The organism is Desulfosporosinus meridiei DSM 13257 (assembly GCF_000231385.2).
Classification (GTDB): Bacteria; Bacillota; Desulfitobacteriia; order Desulfitobacteriales; family Desulfitobacteriaceae; genus Desulfosporosinus; species Desulfosporosinus meridiei.
Genome location: NC_018515.1, coordinates 3,019,145 through 3,035,514, shown reverse-complemented (window position 1 = coordinate 3,035,514; position 16,370 = coordinate 3,019,145). Strand labels below are relative to the sequence as shown.

Below are 16,370 nucleotides of genomic sequence, written 5' to 3'. Positions count from 1 at the left end.
CTTTCCCCTTTGTCATTAAAGGGCTTCTACTGACCACAGGCTCAGTAGAGTTACAATAATTATTTGTTATCTAACTTGAACAGTAACCTTGGAAAGTTTTAGGCCGGTTATAAGCTCTTTAGCTGTTGCATAACCGTTAGTATCTTCAACCTTTAGGGTGCGGACAGGATCGATTGAGCTATCAGCCAGTGAAGCATAAATAGCCTCATAATCTTTTTTGCTGAAGGATTTAAAACGGTCAAAGGCATTGCCATCTTGTTTGCCAATAATCGTTGTTGGCAGACCTACACCATTATTAGATGCATTGAAATAGGTAGATTTCCCTGCGTAGGTGCTCCATTTGTCAGTCTTATAGATAGACTCAAGAACCTGTATAACAGAAGCGCCAAGTCCTTTGGTTGCAGAAGTGATAACAGTCTCGCTGTCATATCTTTGATCCACGTCAACCCCGATAACTTTTTTTCCAGCTTCTGCAGCAGCAGACATAACACTCTTACCTACGGAACCGCCGCAAGCAAAAATAACCTCAGTACCTTCCTGATACATGGTTTTTGCTGTTGCCTTATTGGTATCAGTTTCTGCAAAATCCCCTGTATAGTGGTATGTAACAGAAATTGCGCCTGCAGGAAGGCCCAATTTTACAGCAGCAGCCTCTGCTCCCTGTAAATATCCATAACCAAAGGCTTGAACAGCAGGAACAGCCATACCACCCATGAAGCCAAGCTTCTTCATGCCGTCTAAAACTGCTGCATAACCAGCCAAATAGCCGGGCTCTTCTTCAGAGTACAGAATACTTGCTACATTATCATTAGTTTTAAAGGTTTTATAATCAGCTGTATGAGGAGTTCCATCCAAAAGGATGAATTTTACCTCAGGGTACTTTGACTGTGCCTCGTAAATAGGAACCTCAAAGAGGAAACCTGGTGTAACAATTACCTTAGCGCCACCTGTGACTGCCAGATCGATAGCAGCAAGATAGCCTGCGTCTGACGCTTCTTCAGGTTTATAATATTTGTGGCTAATTTTGTTAGCCTCAGCAAAGGCAACCACCCCTTCCCAGGAACCTTGGTTAAAGGACTTATCATCGATATTGCCTTTGTCGGTAATGAGCGCGATTTCGAAGCCTTTGCTTGTTGCATCACTTTGGCTAGTTGTACTGCCACAGCCAGTAATCACCGAGAAACATAACAAAACAAGAACTAATAGTATTGCCGAAAACCTTTTCAATTATACTCCCCCTCTGATTTTAATAATATTTTCCATAAAAGTATTGTATCATCCTTATCTGAATTTACAACTATTATCCAATGTCAACGGTTGAATTCATCGACTTAATAAAAGAATTGAAATATAAATTTTTTATAACAATTTAAAAACAAGCTTTATACGTTAAACCGTGCAGCTAAGATGATGGAGAACTCAGTTAAATCACTATCTTATCCTCCAGAGATAATTTATAATAGTAAAGGATTGAAGGGGGGCAATTTTATGAATCACCGACATTTAGTTCTAAATGAAGACAGTGAGTTTGCATTCCATTGTCACGATGGACTGGAGTGCTTTAAGACATGTTGCCGGGACATCAATATTTATCTCTCTCCATATGATGTTCTCCGGATGAAAAATTATCTCAACCTTTCTTCAGAGGATTTTCTGAAGGAGTATACACTTAAGGTACAAATACCTCACACTGGTTTGTCCATTGTACAAATAGACATGTCCAAGGACAATAAACTAAGATGTCCTTTCATAACACCTAAGGGATGTCAGGTTTATAAAGAGAGACCTTGGTCCTGCCGTATGGCACCTGTGGACATGCTGGGGGGTGGAAAGTATTCTTTTATTTTTGAAAGTTCCCATTGCCACGGCCTAAATGAGAAAAAGACACAAACCGTAAAGGATTGGATCCAAGAGCAGGGGTTAGGGATTTACGAAGATACTGAGCAAGGGTTTAATGAAATACCCAACCATTTAAAACTTACCGGTAACCCAGAAACTGACGAAAAGCTTAAACAGCTTTTCTTTATGGCTTGCTATGATCTGGACAGATTTAGAACCTTGTTGCTGAATAACCCATCCCTATTTGAAGAATTGAGTTTGGGCCAAGAGGGAATAGATGAGATCCAGCATAACGATGTCCAGCTAATGAAATTTGGTTTTAAACTTTTATGTTTAGGTTCCGAGCCCTTGACAAACTTAAAAATTAACGGCATAAATTAAATAAGGCAGGAAAGTTATCCTGCCAAAAGGAATGATAGTATCGTGATACTACCCCTCCCCATAAAGGGAGAAGGGTAGTTTTTTTATTGGCTAGATTAGAATACAATGCCCAATGCGATGAGCATAAGAATAGCAATTGATACAATTGCAATGCCACAACCAAAAATCAACATCATTATATCCCCCTTTTACCATATATAACATAATATTCCGGATAGCTCCGCCTGACACTAAGAAATTGGAATATCAGAGTTGCTCTAAAGGTTTATAATTATGCTTTCATTTTCTGAGATATAGTCCTTAGCTCTCAAAAAGAACCTTGAGTCAACAGGGAAGATATTTGTAGATCAAGGTAGAATGATGGGAGTATCGGAAGAATTTAAAGATTTTGCAGCGTTACATAAAAGAAACTTAAGATATATAGTCGAAAATAGAGGGTATAAATGAATTGTGTCGAAAATAAATAGATAAAGTAGGGAATTTGCTAATGAGGTATAGAAATGACAGAAAATCCTTTGTTAAATAAACTTGAGATAAGGCCTTTCTTAATAACAATCAACGCTAAAGTTGTTAAGGTAGGAAAGGAATTTTTAGAATTAACTGATTTCTCGAAAGAGGATATTTTAGACAAAAAAATATCCCAGGTAATCCACGAGTTGCTAAGAATTAATACTGAGTCGTATGATATGAGCAAGGATCTAAATCAAATAGAATGCTTTATTTTTACAAAAAACTATGAATCCAGAGAAATAACAATGGAAATAGAACAAGGATCAACAGCGGAAGAGAAAATTTATATATTTCAAGAAAAGACTAATTCAAGACTCGGCGATAAGGTATTATTCTTAAGTAAGTTCTTTCTGGACAATAAAGTTGGGATTGGCATTTACTCTGCACTTAACTTTACGCTCCTTAAAGCCAATGATAAGTACCAGGACTATATCTTAGAAACCATTAATCCTGTTGCAAACCCTTCTGAATTGCCTAGAGTTGATTATAAGAAAAAGCATTGTTTATTAGGGCTGAGAATTATGGACTTTATCCCAGATTTTCAAGGCTGTAAGTGGAAAAATGTGGTGGATTCAAATAACAGCTTGCATGTCTCTGAAAGGGAAGGATTGCTTGGTACAACTGATGAGCGGTATTGGGATAATACCTTAATGCCCATCGAAGAAAATGGAGAAGTTAAGTATATTATTTCCATACTGGAAGATGTAACCGAGAGAGTCCTCAGTAAAATAGAAAACAAGGAATATCAGCAAGCTATAGAAGAACAAGCCAAGGAATTACAGAAAACTAAGGAACAATTGATAGAAGCACAAGAGTTTGCTAATTTAGGATATTGGGAATTTGATCCTATTACCGGAGAATATCCTTGGTCGGATGAGTTGTTTAGAATCTTTGGCTATAAGCCACAGGAGTTTATACCTACTATTTCAGATGGCATTAAGCTTGTTTATCCCGATGACAGGCACGTAGTAGAAAATGTGATAAAAGAGCCTCCTCCTGACAACGAATTTAAATTAGACCTCAGGATAATTAGAACAGATAACGAAGTTAGATGGATTCATGAAAAGGTAAAGTATGATAAGGATACCTCGGGAAACCTTGTTCGGTGGTATGGAGTTGTGCAAGATATTACGGAACGAAAACTAAATGAAATTAGACTCAAAGAGAGTGAGGAAAGGTTCAAAGAGCTAGCTGAAAATTTGGGACACGTTATTTGGATTAGTGAAGGTAAACAAGTAGTATACATAAATAAAGAGTATGAGAGCGTATTTGAAAGAAGTTGCCAAAGCTTATATAACAACTCTCAATCATTTATTGAAGGCATACACCCAAAGGATAAAGACACATTTATAAAAGCATTTAGACAAAATGATAATTCTAATTCAGATAATATATTTGATGAACAATTTAGGGTTATTCGATCCGATGGATCAATTTGCTGGATTTGGGCCAGGACATTCCCAATATTTAATGAAAATGCTGGAATAAAACGGAGAGTTGGTATTGCTGAAGATATAACAAAGATTAAGACTTATGAGGAATCATTACGACAGGCTAAGGAAGACGCTGAGAAAGCCAACAAAGCAAAAAGCCAATTCCTGGCAAACATGAGTCATGAAATAAGAACACCGATGAGTGGTGTTCTTGGAATGGCCCAACTGTTAATTATGGATCTAGAAGGTAAACAAAAGGAAATGGCCAAAATCATTAAAACCTGCGGCGACAACCTGTTAAACATTATCAATGATATCCTTGATCTTTCACGAATAGAAGCTGGCAAAATTAACCTATGTCTTGAAGATTTTGATTTTAGGCAGTTAATCGAAGAAGTAAATGATATAATTCAACCATTAGCTCTCCGTAAAGGACTTAATTATTCATTTTTCCTAGATAATGAAATAAATAGTCGGCTATTAGGTGATACAGGTAGGTTGAAGCAAATTCTCTTTAATCTTTTGGGAAATGCCATTAAGTTTACAGAACATGGAAGTATTGAACTATCTATTCTAAAAGGAAAGGTATGTAAGGACAGAGTGCAGTTGCTCTTTTCAATTAAAGATACGGGTATGGGAATAGACGAGGATAAAATTGGTCAGTTATTTACCTATTTTACACAAGGTGATGATTCAGTTACTAAGAAATACGGAGGTACAGGGTTAGGTCTGGCGATATCCAAACAATTCATTAACATGATGAATGGAGAAATTAGTGTGGAAAGCCAGGCAGGAGTTGGGAGTAATTTTTCATTTAGTGTAATCTTGACACAATCTCGGAATTTTGAAAGGTTTGACAATCACAGCCCTAATGCTAAGGCCCTGATTCCAATATATTCCTCAGCCTTATTGGTTGAAGATGATTATGTAAGCGGAGTTCTTATAAAAAAGCTTTGTGAACGAAAGAATATCAGTTTGATGATTGCCAAAAGTGGAACTGAAGCAATTGAGACTTTGAAAAGCCAATGTTTTGATTTAATATTAATGGATATTCAAATGCCTGATATAAGTGGTTTTGAGACTACAAAAATAATCAGAGCTACAGAAAAACCATTAAAAAAGCATACGCCGATAATAGCTACGACAGCTTTCGCTCTGGTCGGTGATAGAGAAAAATGCCTTAGTGCCGGCATGGATGATTATTTAGTAAAACCAATTGATGCGGAAGAATTTTATAAGATCGTGGATAAATGGATTCGCATCAAAACCCAAAGGGCCAATATCTTTTGAAAAGTGATGTACCTGAATTTGGTACATCACTTTTTGATTAGCAAAGTTGCTCAATTTGAGAATATTAAAATTGCGTTGATATGAGTTAAATATCTTAAAATTACCTAGGTTCTTTTAACATATCTTTATCTCTAGAGCAAGTGCATTCTTTTATCAATGATCCTTAAGGTAAAGGAAACCATTAGACCATAAATTAGGGCAGTAGAAAGTGTTGAGTATGCTACGTTAAGGGGCATATTTATAAAGAGAGGAAGCTTTAGTAATGTACCAAATGTATTGAGTAATAACCAAATAGCTAAACTGTATCCTAAACCTTTTAGATATAAATAATTACTTGAAGTAAACATTAATAAATAGGCGAAGACTATACCAAGCATCATACACACAGCTCCATGGCTAATTATTGAAAGGACTAGACCCAAAAAACCTTGCTTGGAAAATATCTGATTTGTAAGTACAATTGTAGCGTAATCGTTGAAAGCCCTATCAGTCCAGCCTAATGCTTTATAAATAATCCCGACTAGATCACAGGTAACACTGGCTACAAATCCTGCAATGCCTCCAGCAACAAACCTATCTTTCTTCATTTGTTTAACGCTCCCTTTTTACGATTCGAATTAAGTATGCCGTAAAATTTAAATTTTTATTAAATATAGGGAGAATAGGAATTTTTAAAACTCCACTGGGGTTCGTTTTTGGTACCAAGATGAGTTCTAAAGAGTATATATAGTTATATAGAAATCTTAAAACTACTACATTAAGCTAAAATCTACATACTTAATGGTTAGTGGATCTATTAAGGGTTTATATATTTATTCCTCTAAGTTTACAAATTGTGACAAAGATTTCGCTTTATCTATACCCTTTCTTAGATTACAATAATATGGTCCGATTTAATATGAAAATTCAAAATAGTCAGGTATATTGGGAGGAGAGAGTATGACTGCACAAGAAAAGCATATAATTGAAACTATTCTAGCCGATATAGGACTTGAGCCTTTGTTCATTGGCGAGAATGATTGTGATAAACCTGAACGAGTCGTTAAAACAACCTGAATTACGAGGCGTAAAGTTAGGGTGGAGTGTGTATTTTAATTATCCAATACCTAATGTTTTATTGGGTAACAATGGGTCTGGGGAAAGAGTGGCAGGGTCATGGATACTGTTGTTTTGGACAACATAATCATAAATCGTAACAAACCAACTGCGTGTTACGGCATAGTTTCTCGACACAATGGAAGGATAAGTGTTGAAACCAGTCCTTCTGGTTCTACCTTTTATGTTTACTTTAAATTGGATGATCGGAATTAGAAATGAGTGAGTAAGAAATAGGGATAGTAATAGAGTTTAAGTCTTGATTTCAACAGCTAGCAGTCCTGCTTCATACAGGCTGCTAGCTGTTTTTGGCCTAAGAAAATGCTGATGAAGAATTGGACGTCTTAAGTTTGCAAAGACTAGATAATAAACTTGTCTGAAGGAGTGACTGATTTGACTCATCGACGTAGCGGCACACGACAAATATTATATCCTTTAAATCCTAAAGACCCACGCAATCTTTCCTATAAACAAGAGGATCTGGGCTCGCTTCCTAAAGCTTATCAAGAGTTTTACCGAGAAATAACCCGGTTCATTCCCTACCAGCGGGTCTTTATTGATCCACTTTATACTTTAGGGTTTGGCATTGACGCCAGTTTTTATCGGTTAATTCCTAAAGTTGTGGTTAAGGTTCTTAACAATGATGAAATGTCGGCAATTTTAAAAATTGCGCAGAATCTTAAGACACCAGTTACTTTTAGATGTGCAGGGACTAGTTTATCGGGGCAAGCTTTAACCGATTCTGTCTTACTCATGGTGCAAGGAGCGTGGCGGCACTATGATGTTTTGGAAGAAGGAAAGAAAATAACCCTCGAACCGGGGATTCTCGGAGTAGAGGCAAACCGGTACTTAAGATCCTATGGCAGGAAGATCGGCCCGGATCCGGCGTCCATCGATCATTGCATGATCGGTGGGATAGCCGCCAATAATGCCAGCGGTATGTGCTGTGGTACTGCAGATAATAGCTATAAAACAGTTGAAGATATGCGAATCATTTTTGACGATGGAACGATTCTCGATACAGCAGATCCTAATTCTCGTAAAGCCTTTCTTCAAAGTAAACCGGAGCTTATCCTACAAATAGAGAGCATTCGGGATGAGCTTAAGGCTGACCCGGAGCTAACTATGATGATTGAAAAGAAGTATAAGATTAAGAATACTACTGGCTATAGTCTAAATGCCTTTGTTGATTTTGAGGATCCTATTGAGATTATTAAGCATGTTATGATTGGTTCGGAAGGAACTTTAGGGTTTATCTCTCAAATAACCTATAAAACAGTTATTGAACATGAGCATAAAGCATCTGCCTTAATTATATATCCGGATATGGATCATGCCTGTCGAGCTGTAATGAAACTGAATCGGGATTTGGTGTCGGCTGCTGAGATGATGGACAGAGCTTCCCTTAAAACCATGGAAGAGGAGCCGGGTATGCCCAATTACTTAAGAACTCTTTCAGAAACGGCAACCGCACTCCTAGTGGAGGTTCGTGCAGAAAATCGGGAGGTTCTTGAAAAACGGATTGGCGAAGTTAAAGAACGTCTTAAGGTTATTACAACAGTTTTGCCCATTGACTTTACAACCATAAAATCCGAGTATGAAACTTATTGGAAGATTCGCAAAGGGATTTTCCCTGCAGTGGGTGGAGTGCGAGAACAAGGCACAGCGGTAATTATTGAAGATGTAGCTTTTCCTTTAGAAAGATTAGCTGAAGCCACACTGGATCTAAGAAATATTCTTAACAAATTTGGCTATGTGGATGCTATTATTTATGGTCATGCTTTAGATGGGAATTGGCATTTTATTTTCACACCGAAGTTTGAGACGGATGAAGAAATTAACCGATATGCAGGACTTATGAACGAGGTTAATGAACTAGTTGTCAAAAAATATGATGGCTCATTGAAGGCCGAACATGGCACCGGTCGGAATATGGCGCCTTTTGTGGAGCTGGAATGGGGGAGTAAGGCGTATCAGCTCATGAAACGGATAAAATCCGCCTTTGATCCTCAGGGCCTGTTAAATCCCGGAGTAGTTATCAATGATAATCAGAATGTCTATTTGGAAGACTTAAAAATGATGCCAGAGTCTCATGAAACGATTGATCGCTGTACAAACTGTGGTTTTTGTCAAGATATTTGTCCCTCGAAGAATATTACAACAACTCCGCGAATGAGGATTATCCTGCAACGTGAAATATCCTTTCTGAAACGGACAGGAAAAGAACCCCAGCGTTTAATGCGTTTACTTAAGGATTATGACTACGCCGGCAATGCAACCTGTGCTACAGACGGACTCTGTGCCAAATCATGTCCCCTTTCTATTAATACCGGAGATAATTCTAAATACCTGCGTTCACAGGCCATTACGCCCACCGCTCGCTTTATTGCCCAACGTCTGTCCAAAAACATGAATGGGGTTACTACTTTTATGCGCTTTGGACTTGGTGCCGTAGATGTGGCCCATTCACTACTGGGAACTGGATTGATGGATACACTGGCAACAAAGGCTCACACCCTCACAAAGAATCGAATTCCCAACTGGAACCCTTGGATGCCTGGTCGGGGCTCTAATCCCAAGATGCCAGCCGGTAATACAGCACGGGGTATGAAATCGTCTGGAACGGCTTCGATGAACCCAGACCTCTTAAAGGTAGTCTATTTTCCAAGCTGTATTAGCCGCTCTATGGGTCCTGCTAGTAAGGATAGGGATCAAAGACCTCTTCACGAAGTGATGAGTTCTTTATTGGACAAAGCTGGATATGAAATTATCTACCCACCAAACATGGACAACCTGTGCTGTGGTATGCCCTGGGAAAGCAAAGGTTTCTTCGATATTGCTGATGAGAAAAGTGAGGAGCTTGAGAAAGTACTGCTCAAAGCGAGTGAAAATGGAAAATACCCCATTCTTTGCGACACCAGCCCCTGTCTCTATCGAATGAAACGAGCTTTTAAGTCTGGAATTGAGCTGCATGATTCCGTAGAGTTTACCCATGATTTCTTGCTTAATCGCTTGAAATTGAGAAAGCTTCCTGAGACTGTGGCTGTTCATGTAACCTGTAGTTCTGTAAAAATGCATCTCAGTGATAAATTTAAAGCCATAGCTGAGGCCTGTGCAGAAAAAGTAGTGATGCCGGATGATGTACATTGTTGCGGATTTGCTGGGGATAAGGGGTTTTCATACCCTGAACTGAACCGTTCCGCCTTGGCTGGGCTTAAACCCTCAATTCCGGAGGGATGTACTTCGGGTTATTCTAATAGCAGAACATGTGAGATAGGTCTATCGTTACATAGCGGAATAAGCTATCAATCGTTAATGTATCTTGTGGATCGTTCTTCGACACCACTACCTTTACATTAACAGTAGTATAATCTAGAGATTACAAGTATTTAGCATGTAAGAGAGAAGAAAGATATGGAGCTCGTAATGCTGTTTATAAGCAGCTTATGAGCTCCAATTATAAGTGATCATTACCTAGGAATTAGGCTGAAACTCTAAAAATTAAGAGTCTATTACCTTGAATAGTTTTCTAAATCATTATCAACTCCGTATTGAAGCTGGATTTCATTGACACGCGGTATCCACTGAATTAACCGCTCCTGAACTTCCGTATCTTTTACCTTGTCGACCAGCAGTACTTGGTTTTCGCTTAACTGTACAGCGATCTTATATTGATTATTCTCTGTATCAAGGCTTACCATAATGCCCTCATATGGTTCTTTAGCATATGGGGCATTATTTAGGAAGGCGTCTTTGGTCATTATTTTACCATATAGTTTATTCATTTTAATCACCTCATTATTAATGTTTCCAGCTGCAATGGTTCTATGTAAGCGAAGCTCCATATAAAATACATAAATGCGTTGGTTAAGAAGAGAATTTCTCCTACCAACGCATTTTGGATAGTTTGTAGTTCTTTAAATATGGCTGCTATGCTCTATTTAATTTTCTCAGGGCGATTTTGTCATTTAATAGTTATGAGTGCCTATAACTACTGGTTTTCCGTATTTCCCTTCTAGTTTCACCTTGATACTATCTATATCGATGGGACAGGCAGCTGTGCTTCCAGCTCGAACCACACAGGTACCAATATGAATAGCATCAATATCCTGATATAAATAATCAGCCATTTCCATAACTAAGCCAACCTTAGGCATAACTAGGCCAGGGCAATCACCACAACCACTGAGTCCCGCAATTTGAACTGTGTCATACTTAGCAAATTCACCATCTTTTAGAGCAGCTGCCTTAAAACATTTTAAGCAAGCAATACAACTCACATCACGGATTTTAGAACAGGAAATGATTAAAATATTAGCCATAGGGTTCATCCTCCTTGTAAGTGTTTAATGGAAATGTTCTACAAAGAAGATAAATAATCCTATGTAATTTGGATGGTTTAGAAAATTTAGAAAAGAAATTTCATAACCCTGGAATGAAGGTTAAATAAATAACCTTATTAATGTGATCAAGCTTTTTAAGTTAGACAGGCTTGGAGGAATTCGCCACATTTCTTGAAGATGATTTTTAATTAAGAATAAGTTTTCTAACACCAAGAGCATGGTTCTGCCACAGTAAGTCTTTAACGACTTCCAATTGGTGTTCCTCACATTCAATTATTAATACGACCTCTGGTGACCGCTGTTTTTTCTGTCTGCCAGCGACGTCTTTTCTAATTATAAGCCTTATAATTAAGCCGGCCGTAAATCCAAGGATAATACCGATTATCCCCCAGAGAATCGGGCCCCAGGTTAATACGAAACCATAAATACTCCCAAAGAGACAAAATAAGGTTGCAAGAATTATGGGTAAATCAAATAGGCTTAAACCATCTGAGGAATGAATAGTATCAAAAAGCTTGCTCTCCTCGTCCCGTTTTTCCATTGATACACCAAGAATGTTCTCTTTAGGAACTCCATTCATTTGTATAGCCGTTATAGCCAATTCAAGATAAGTTGAATGATCAAATGTTGAGACAATATACATGGTTTTCCCTCTTTCATCACCTTTACAAAAGGGCATGAGGAATTCTTTAGATTGATAATTATTTTTTAAGTATTTAGCCTGTTCCCAATCGAAAAGTTTATTGAGAGAAACAGTTTTAGCATAGGCATCATAAATAGAGTAAAAATAAATACTTGGTAAGTTTAAGAACCATTGGGGATCGATAATAGCTTTAGCAGAGTTAAACTGTCCCAATAAAGTGTAATGTATGGCCGGCAATAGCTCGGACTGAATTATAATAAATATTGACCAAATTGTTATAAAAAAAGCGTATGGGAGCCAATTTGAAGCTTGTCCTAGCCCCGGCATGAATACTGACCACATCGCCGAATGCCAGGGAATCCTTTTGTCGAGGAAATTAATATCAAATAAGCTAATGTTAAATGACTTCACTTGAGCATTTTCTCTAGCCCCTAGAATATATTGTTGATTCAAGGCGACAGTACTTCGATAACTATCCCATACTATGAAAAGGTAAGTTGGAATATATAAGAGTACCCATTGAATATTAAGAATGTCTTTTGCCATTTGGAATTGTCCTGTAAAGGAATACAGCAAGGCTAGGTTAATATGGGCATAGTAATTAATTGTAATTTCCCAACAAAACAAAAAATATCCCCTAAGGTATTTGCCTATCATTATATGACCTAAGCCGGGGAAGGCAAGGGACCACCAAGCTATTACATAGGGGTTCTTAAATTGAAGTTGAGTAATACCATAAGGGCTAATATAGGCTATATACCGACGAACTTTAGAATATAATTCTGGTCGGTCCATTGCAACCTCCAAATACATTTGCCTTAGTATACCCTTTTCTCAAGAGAAAATTATGACAATATTAGTGTTGATTGACAGTGTTGGGCTATAGTATCGGTGGTTTTTGAAAATTGGTTACTATTATAATAATCAGATCAAAAATGACTGGTTGCAGATTTATCATCGAATAATTCTAGTGTTCTGAAGGACATTGAAGAAGGTTGTGGAAGATATTAAATGAATTTAATGAAATATTTAAGGAGGGGAATGACATGGATCAGAATCCATCACTTGTAAAGATAACTATGATTATTGTTATGATTACATCTTTTATTGCACCATTTACTGGAAATGCTGTAAATCTTGGAATTCCGCAGATTGGCCTGGAGTATGGAGTCGACCAATCCGGTCTAAATTGGGTTGTCACCAGTTATCTCCTAGCAAGTGCTGCCTTTTTACTGCCATTCGGACGTCTGGGAGATATTATTGGCAGAAAGAAAGTATTTCTCATGGGAATGTTCTTTTTTGCAGTAACTTCATTAGGGTGTGGGCTGGCATTTTCCTTCCCTGCTTTAATTATCTTCAGAGTTTTACAAGGAATTGCCAGTGCCATGATTTTTGGAACTTCCATGGCTATTCTAACCTCAGTTGTCCCACCAAAAGAACGCGGAAGGGCAATGGGCTTAAGTGCAGCTACCACCTATATTGGTCTTTCACTTGGCCCCGTTTTAGGGGGAGTAATATGCAGTACTATAAGTTGGCGGGGGATATTTTATTTCAATTTTTTAATAGCTTTACTAGTGTTTGGCTTAACTCTTGCGAAGCTCTCAGGGGAGTGGGTCGGAGCTGACAACGAACAATTTGATACAAAAGGCAGTGTTTTTTGGACATTTGGGATACTGTTGTTTCTCTATGGATTATCGGATATCAGTGAAGGATCCCAATACACCGCTGCCTTTATTACAGGTATCGTCTTATTGGCTGCCTTTGTACTTTACGAAAATAAAACTTCATTTCCATTACTGCCTGTTCGGATGTTTTCTGAAAATAGAGCCTTTTCCTTTTCCAATTTAGCTGCCCTAATAAACTATAGCGCTACATTTGCCTTAATCTATTTGATGTCAATATATCTTCAAAATGTACAAAAGATAGATACATCACAATCGGGTTTAATACTCCTTTCACAGCCCATTATTATGGCTGTTCTTTCACCTTTAGCTGGTCGTTTATCTGATAAAATTAATTCTAAGATTCTTGCTTCCTTAGGAATGGGCATAACAACAATAGGACTATTCTTATTTATCTTTTTAACAGAAGTAACTTCCATTACGTTTATCATAATTAACCTTGCTTTCATCGGGCTTGGCTTTGCTCTGTTTTCTTCGCCCAATACAAACGCAGTTATGAGTTCTGTTGAACGGCCGCTTTATGGTGTAGCTTCTTCTACTCTAGCTACGATGAGACTTATTGGTCAAACTATGAGTATGACTATTGTGGCCCTTATTACTTCGTTTGATATGAAAAGCTTAACCCTTGATTCTCCATATTATGTTGAGAGTTTCCTTAGAAGCTCTAGAACCAGCTTCATTGTTTTTACCATTCTTTGTTTTATTGGCGTTTTTGCATCTTTAGCAAGAGGGCACAAGGCCAGTATAACCAGGCATAACGTCAAGCCATGAAGGCCATCGTAAAAACCAAACCTTACAAATGGTGATGGAAGCCTTGAACATCAAGATTATGCCGAAAATCGGCATAATCATTTTTTTTAGTCTACATTATGATAATCACTTAGTTTTCTTGGACCGGCAAGAATTTCTCTGCCTATGAACAAGGTGCCGTCGTCTTTTGTTTTGACATTCCATTTAACCAAGGTAATATTTCCGCTATCAATTTCAATTGCTGTTATACTTCGAGGGTGGACACTGCTTCCGTCATTAAAATAAGGAGGTTCACCTACTTCAGGAAACATAGGCCTATGGGTGTGACCGGCTATAAGCATGTGTTTTTCTCTGATTACCCACTCCGAAAGTTTTAGTTCAACTGCATCTTTCTTGGCATAGTTCTTGGCTGTACTTGTAGGGTCGTTTACACCAAACAATTCAAGTGGCCTCCAAAAATATCTTACGAGAAATCTCGAAAATCTCCACAGTTCATAATCCAGGAAACTCACCTGGTGGCCGTGAATAAGGAGAATTTTTTGATTTGTATCAGTGTGCTTTAAAACTAGCCCTTCATGGACGTGGATTTTTTCAAATAGGGGAACATATTTTTTTTCCTTTTCATTATAAGATTCACATAAATTATTTTTAACAAATTTATTTTTGCTTTTGATCATATCGTGATTGCCGAAGATTAAATGTAACCGTCCTTCATTATAAAATTTAGAAAGAAGCCAGAAAGCATTGCTATGAACGTACATAATGTCTGAGAGCCTTTTGTTTTTCCAAAGCTCGTCGCCATCGCCGATCTCAATGTAAGTATAGTTTTCATTATAGTAATAAGTTAAGGCTGCAAAATATAAGTTTTGGTTTTTTAAAAAGTCATCAGCCCAGCTTCCATCACCTCTATGGACGTCGCTCATTAGGATGAACCTGGAGGAATTGTCGAAAGGAATTACTTCTGCTGATTCGAAGACGTTGGATATGCGTTTTAATTTATTCATCTTTACCCCCTGCAAAAAGAAACATTCGAAACAAGGTCTTTAAGATGCTAGTTAAAGATTAATTGCACAAGCTATCCCTTGAAAGTGTTGCTAAGTCATTATATTGAATTAAGCTAAAAAAAGTGCTTTGTTGAGGGCTCTAAAAACAACCCCCCCAAGCTTTGAAACTCAAATCAAAGCTTGGGGGGGAGATTATGCTCCGTGTTTATACATTTGGTCTCAGAACTTCAGAAGATCCTTTTAAATCACTCAAAGTAATTTATTGTCTTAGTAAGCAAATCCTGACCTAGAATTGTATTCGGGAAAACCGATTTTACAAGATCTATATACTCTTCAGGACTTGTCAAGGATGGACTATAGTGAGTTAACCAAAGTTCTTTAACCCTTCCTAGTTTTGCAATTAATCCGGCTTCAGAAAACAGCATATGCTTTTTTTGCTCAGCTTTTCTTAAGTCGGACTGTTTACCGTACATACCTTCACAAACTAATAAATCCGACTCGCTTATAAATTGGACTAAGCTATTCGTTGGCCGTGTATCAGTGCAATAAGAAACTTTAATCCCTTTTCTTATTTCGCCCACAACCATCTCTGGTTTTATGATTTTACCGTCCCATGTAATTGTCTGGCCCTTTTGAAGACTATTCCAATAGTTTAAAGGGATTTTCAAGTTACTAGCACGTTCAACATCAAATTTACCTTGTCTTTTAAACTCAATACTGAATGCTAAGCAAGGAAGAGTATGCTCAACAGGTATGCTCTTAATTTCAATGTTACTCATTATTGTCGTCGTTCTGTTAGTATCTGATAGCTCAATTAATGACAAATCATAGGGCAATCCAGGTGAAATTACTGTTAGGCAGTCAACTACTTTCTGTATACCAGGAGGTCCCATTAGTGTTAATGGTTCTTTCCTTCCCGAATTGCCGATTGAGAGAAGAATCCCTGGCAACCCGGAAATGTGATCAGCATGATAGTGCGTAAATAAAATAACGTCAATGCCTTTAAAACCCCATTTGATTTTCCTAAGAGGGATTTGAGTTCCTTCTCCACAATCTATTAGAAGCATTCTCCCCATGGATCTTAAGAGCAGGGATGACAGCCATCTGTTCGGCAGAGGCATCATCCCTCCGGTACCCAATAGACAAACATCAAGCATAGAAAGCCTCCTCAATTCTTAATCAATAAGCAATTAATTATGTAATTTTTGTTTCTTAGTATATAAATTATACCCGGGTACTAACCGGATAAAAAATTTTCGTTTTGAGCACAGTGGTATTGAAATTCGTAGGTATTTCGATATAATGAGAACATAGGTTCGAATAATATCAAATACATGTACTGCGAGGTGAGCTTAATGACTGACTTGTGTCTGAAATGCAATCGACAGCCAAGTTGTATC

General features: G+C 37.7%; 11 protein-coding genes. 4 read left to right on the top strand and 7 right to left on the bottom strand.

Annotated elements, in window-relative coordinates:
- Positions 1–66 precede the first annotated feature (66 nt).
- Entirely contained in the window at positions 67–1,227 is a 1,161-nt protein-coding gene (locus tag DESMER_RS14055) for a BMP family lipoprotein (RefSeq protein WP_014903719.1), read from the bottom strand.
- Between the two features lie 261 nt (positions 1,228–1,488).
- Here DESMER_RS14055 and DESMER_RS14050 point away from each other — a divergent pair, with 261 nt between their 5' ends.
- Complete coding sequence (locus DESMER_RS14050) at positions 1,489–2,220, top strand: YkgJ family cysteine cluster protein (protein ID WP_014903718.1); 732 nt, start codon at positions 1,489–1,491, stop codon at positions 2,218–2,220.
- Positions 2,221–2,720: 500 nt separating this feature from the next.
- Entirely contained in the window at positions 2,721–5,453 is a 2,733-nt protein-coding gene (locus DESMER_RS22610) for a hybrid sensor histidine kinase/response regulator (RefSeq protein WP_014903717.1), read from the top strand.
- 131 nt (positions 5,454–5,584) lie between these two features.
- Here the strand turns inward: DESMER_RS22610 and DESMER_RS14040 are convergent, their stop codons facing one another.
- Entirely contained in the window at positions 5,585–6,040 is a 456-nt protein-coding gene (locus DESMER_RS14040) for a hypothetical protein (RefSeq protein WP_014903716.1), read from the bottom strand.
- 901 nt (positions 6,041–6,941) lie between these two features.
- On the opposite strand from DESMER_RS14040, the gene DESMER_RS14035 reads away from it, so the two are divergent.
- Entirely contained in the window at positions 6,942–9,908 is a 2,967-nt protein-coding gene (locus DESMER_RS14035) for an FAD-binding and (Fe-S)-binding domain-containing protein (RefSeq protein ID WP_014903714.1), read from the top strand.
- 152 nt (positions 9,909–10,060) lie between these two features.
- Here DESMER_RS14035 and DESMER_RS14030 read toward each other — a convergent pair whose 3' ends face one another.
- The 3 genes from DESMER_RS14030 to DESMER_RS14020 form a co-directional block, all read right to left on the bottom strand.
- Complete coding sequence (locus DESMER_RS14030) at positions 10,061–10,333, bottom strand: hypothetical protein (RefSeq protein WP_014903713.1); 273 nt, start codon at positions 10,331–10,333, stop codon at positions 10,061–10,063.
- Between the two features lie 183 nt (positions 10,334–10,516).
- Positions 10,517–10,870, bottom strand: a complete 354-nt coding sequence (locus tag DESMER_RS14025; RefSeq protein WP_014903712.1) for a CGGC domain-containing protein — start codon at positions 10,868–10,870, stop codon at positions 10,517–10,519.
- A gap of 205 nt (positions 10,871–11,075) precedes the next feature.
- The gene (locus tag DESMER_RS14020; protein ID WP_014903711.1) at positions 11,076–12,329 is read right to left on the bottom strand and encodes a hypothetical protein; all 1,254 of its coding nucleotides are present in this window, start codon (positions 12,327–12,329) and stop codon (positions 11,076–11,078) included.
- A 251-nt stretch (positions 12,330–12,580) separates the two neighbouring features.
- Between DESMER_RS14020 and DESMER_RS14015 the strand changes: the two genes are divergently transcribed.
- On the top strand, positions 12,581–13,987 hold the full coding sequence (locus tag DESMER_RS14015; protein ID WP_014903710.1) for an MFS transporter: 1,407 nt from the start codon (positions 12,581–12,583) through the stop codon (positions 13,985–13,987).
- Positions 13,988–14,073: 86 nt separating this feature from the next.
- Here DESMER_RS14015 and DESMER_RS14010 read toward each other — a convergent pair whose 3' ends face one another.
- Positions 14,074–14,970, bottom strand: a complete 897-nt coding sequence (locus DESMER_RS14010; protein WP_014903709.1) for a metallophosphoesterase — start codon at positions 14,968–14,970, stop codon at positions 14,074–14,076.
- A 245-nt stretch (positions 14,971–15,215) separates the two neighbouring features.
- Entirely contained in the window at positions 15,216–16,127 is a 912-nt protein-coding gene (locus DESMER_RS14005) for a ribonuclease Z (protein ID WP_014903708.1), read from the bottom strand.
- Positions 16,128–16,370: the final 243 nt, after the last annotated feature.

Coding starts and splice junctions, on each gene's coding strand:
- DESMER_RS14025 (WP_014903712.1), bottom strand. CDS start 10,870: ATGGCTAATATTTTAATCATTTCCTGTTCTAAAATCCGTGATGTGAGT.
- DESMER_RS14015 (WP_014903710.1), top strand. CDS start 12,581: ATGGATCAGAATCCATCACTTGTAAAGATAACTATGATTATTGTTATG.
- DESMER_RS14010 (WP_014903709.1), bottom strand. CDS start 14,970: ATGAATAAATTAAAACGCATATCCAACGTCTTCGAATCAGCAGAAGTA.
- DESMER_RS14030 (WP_014903713.1), bottom strand. CDS start 10,333: ATGAATAAACTATATGGTAAAATAATGACCAAAGACGCCTTCCTAAAT.
- DESMER_RS22610 (WP_014903717.1), top strand. CDS start 2,721: ATGACAGAAAATCCTTTGTTAAATAAACTTGAGATAAGGCCTTTCTTA.
- DESMER_RS14050 (WP_014903718.1), top strand. CDS start 1,489: ATGAATCACCGACATTTAGTTCTAAATGAAGACAGTGAGTTTGCATTC.
- DESMER_RS14020 (WP_014903711.1), bottom strand. CDS start 12,329: ATGGACCGACCAGAATTATATTCTAAAGTTCGTCGGTATATAGCCTAT.
- DESMER_RS14005 (WP_014903708.1), bottom strand. CDS start 16,127: ATGCTTGATGTTTGTCTATTGGGTACCGGAGGGATGATGCCTCTGCCG.
- DESMER_RS14040 (WP_014903716.1), bottom strand. CDS start 6,040: ATGAAGAAAGATAGGTTTGTTGCTGGAGGCATTGCAGGATTTGTAGCC.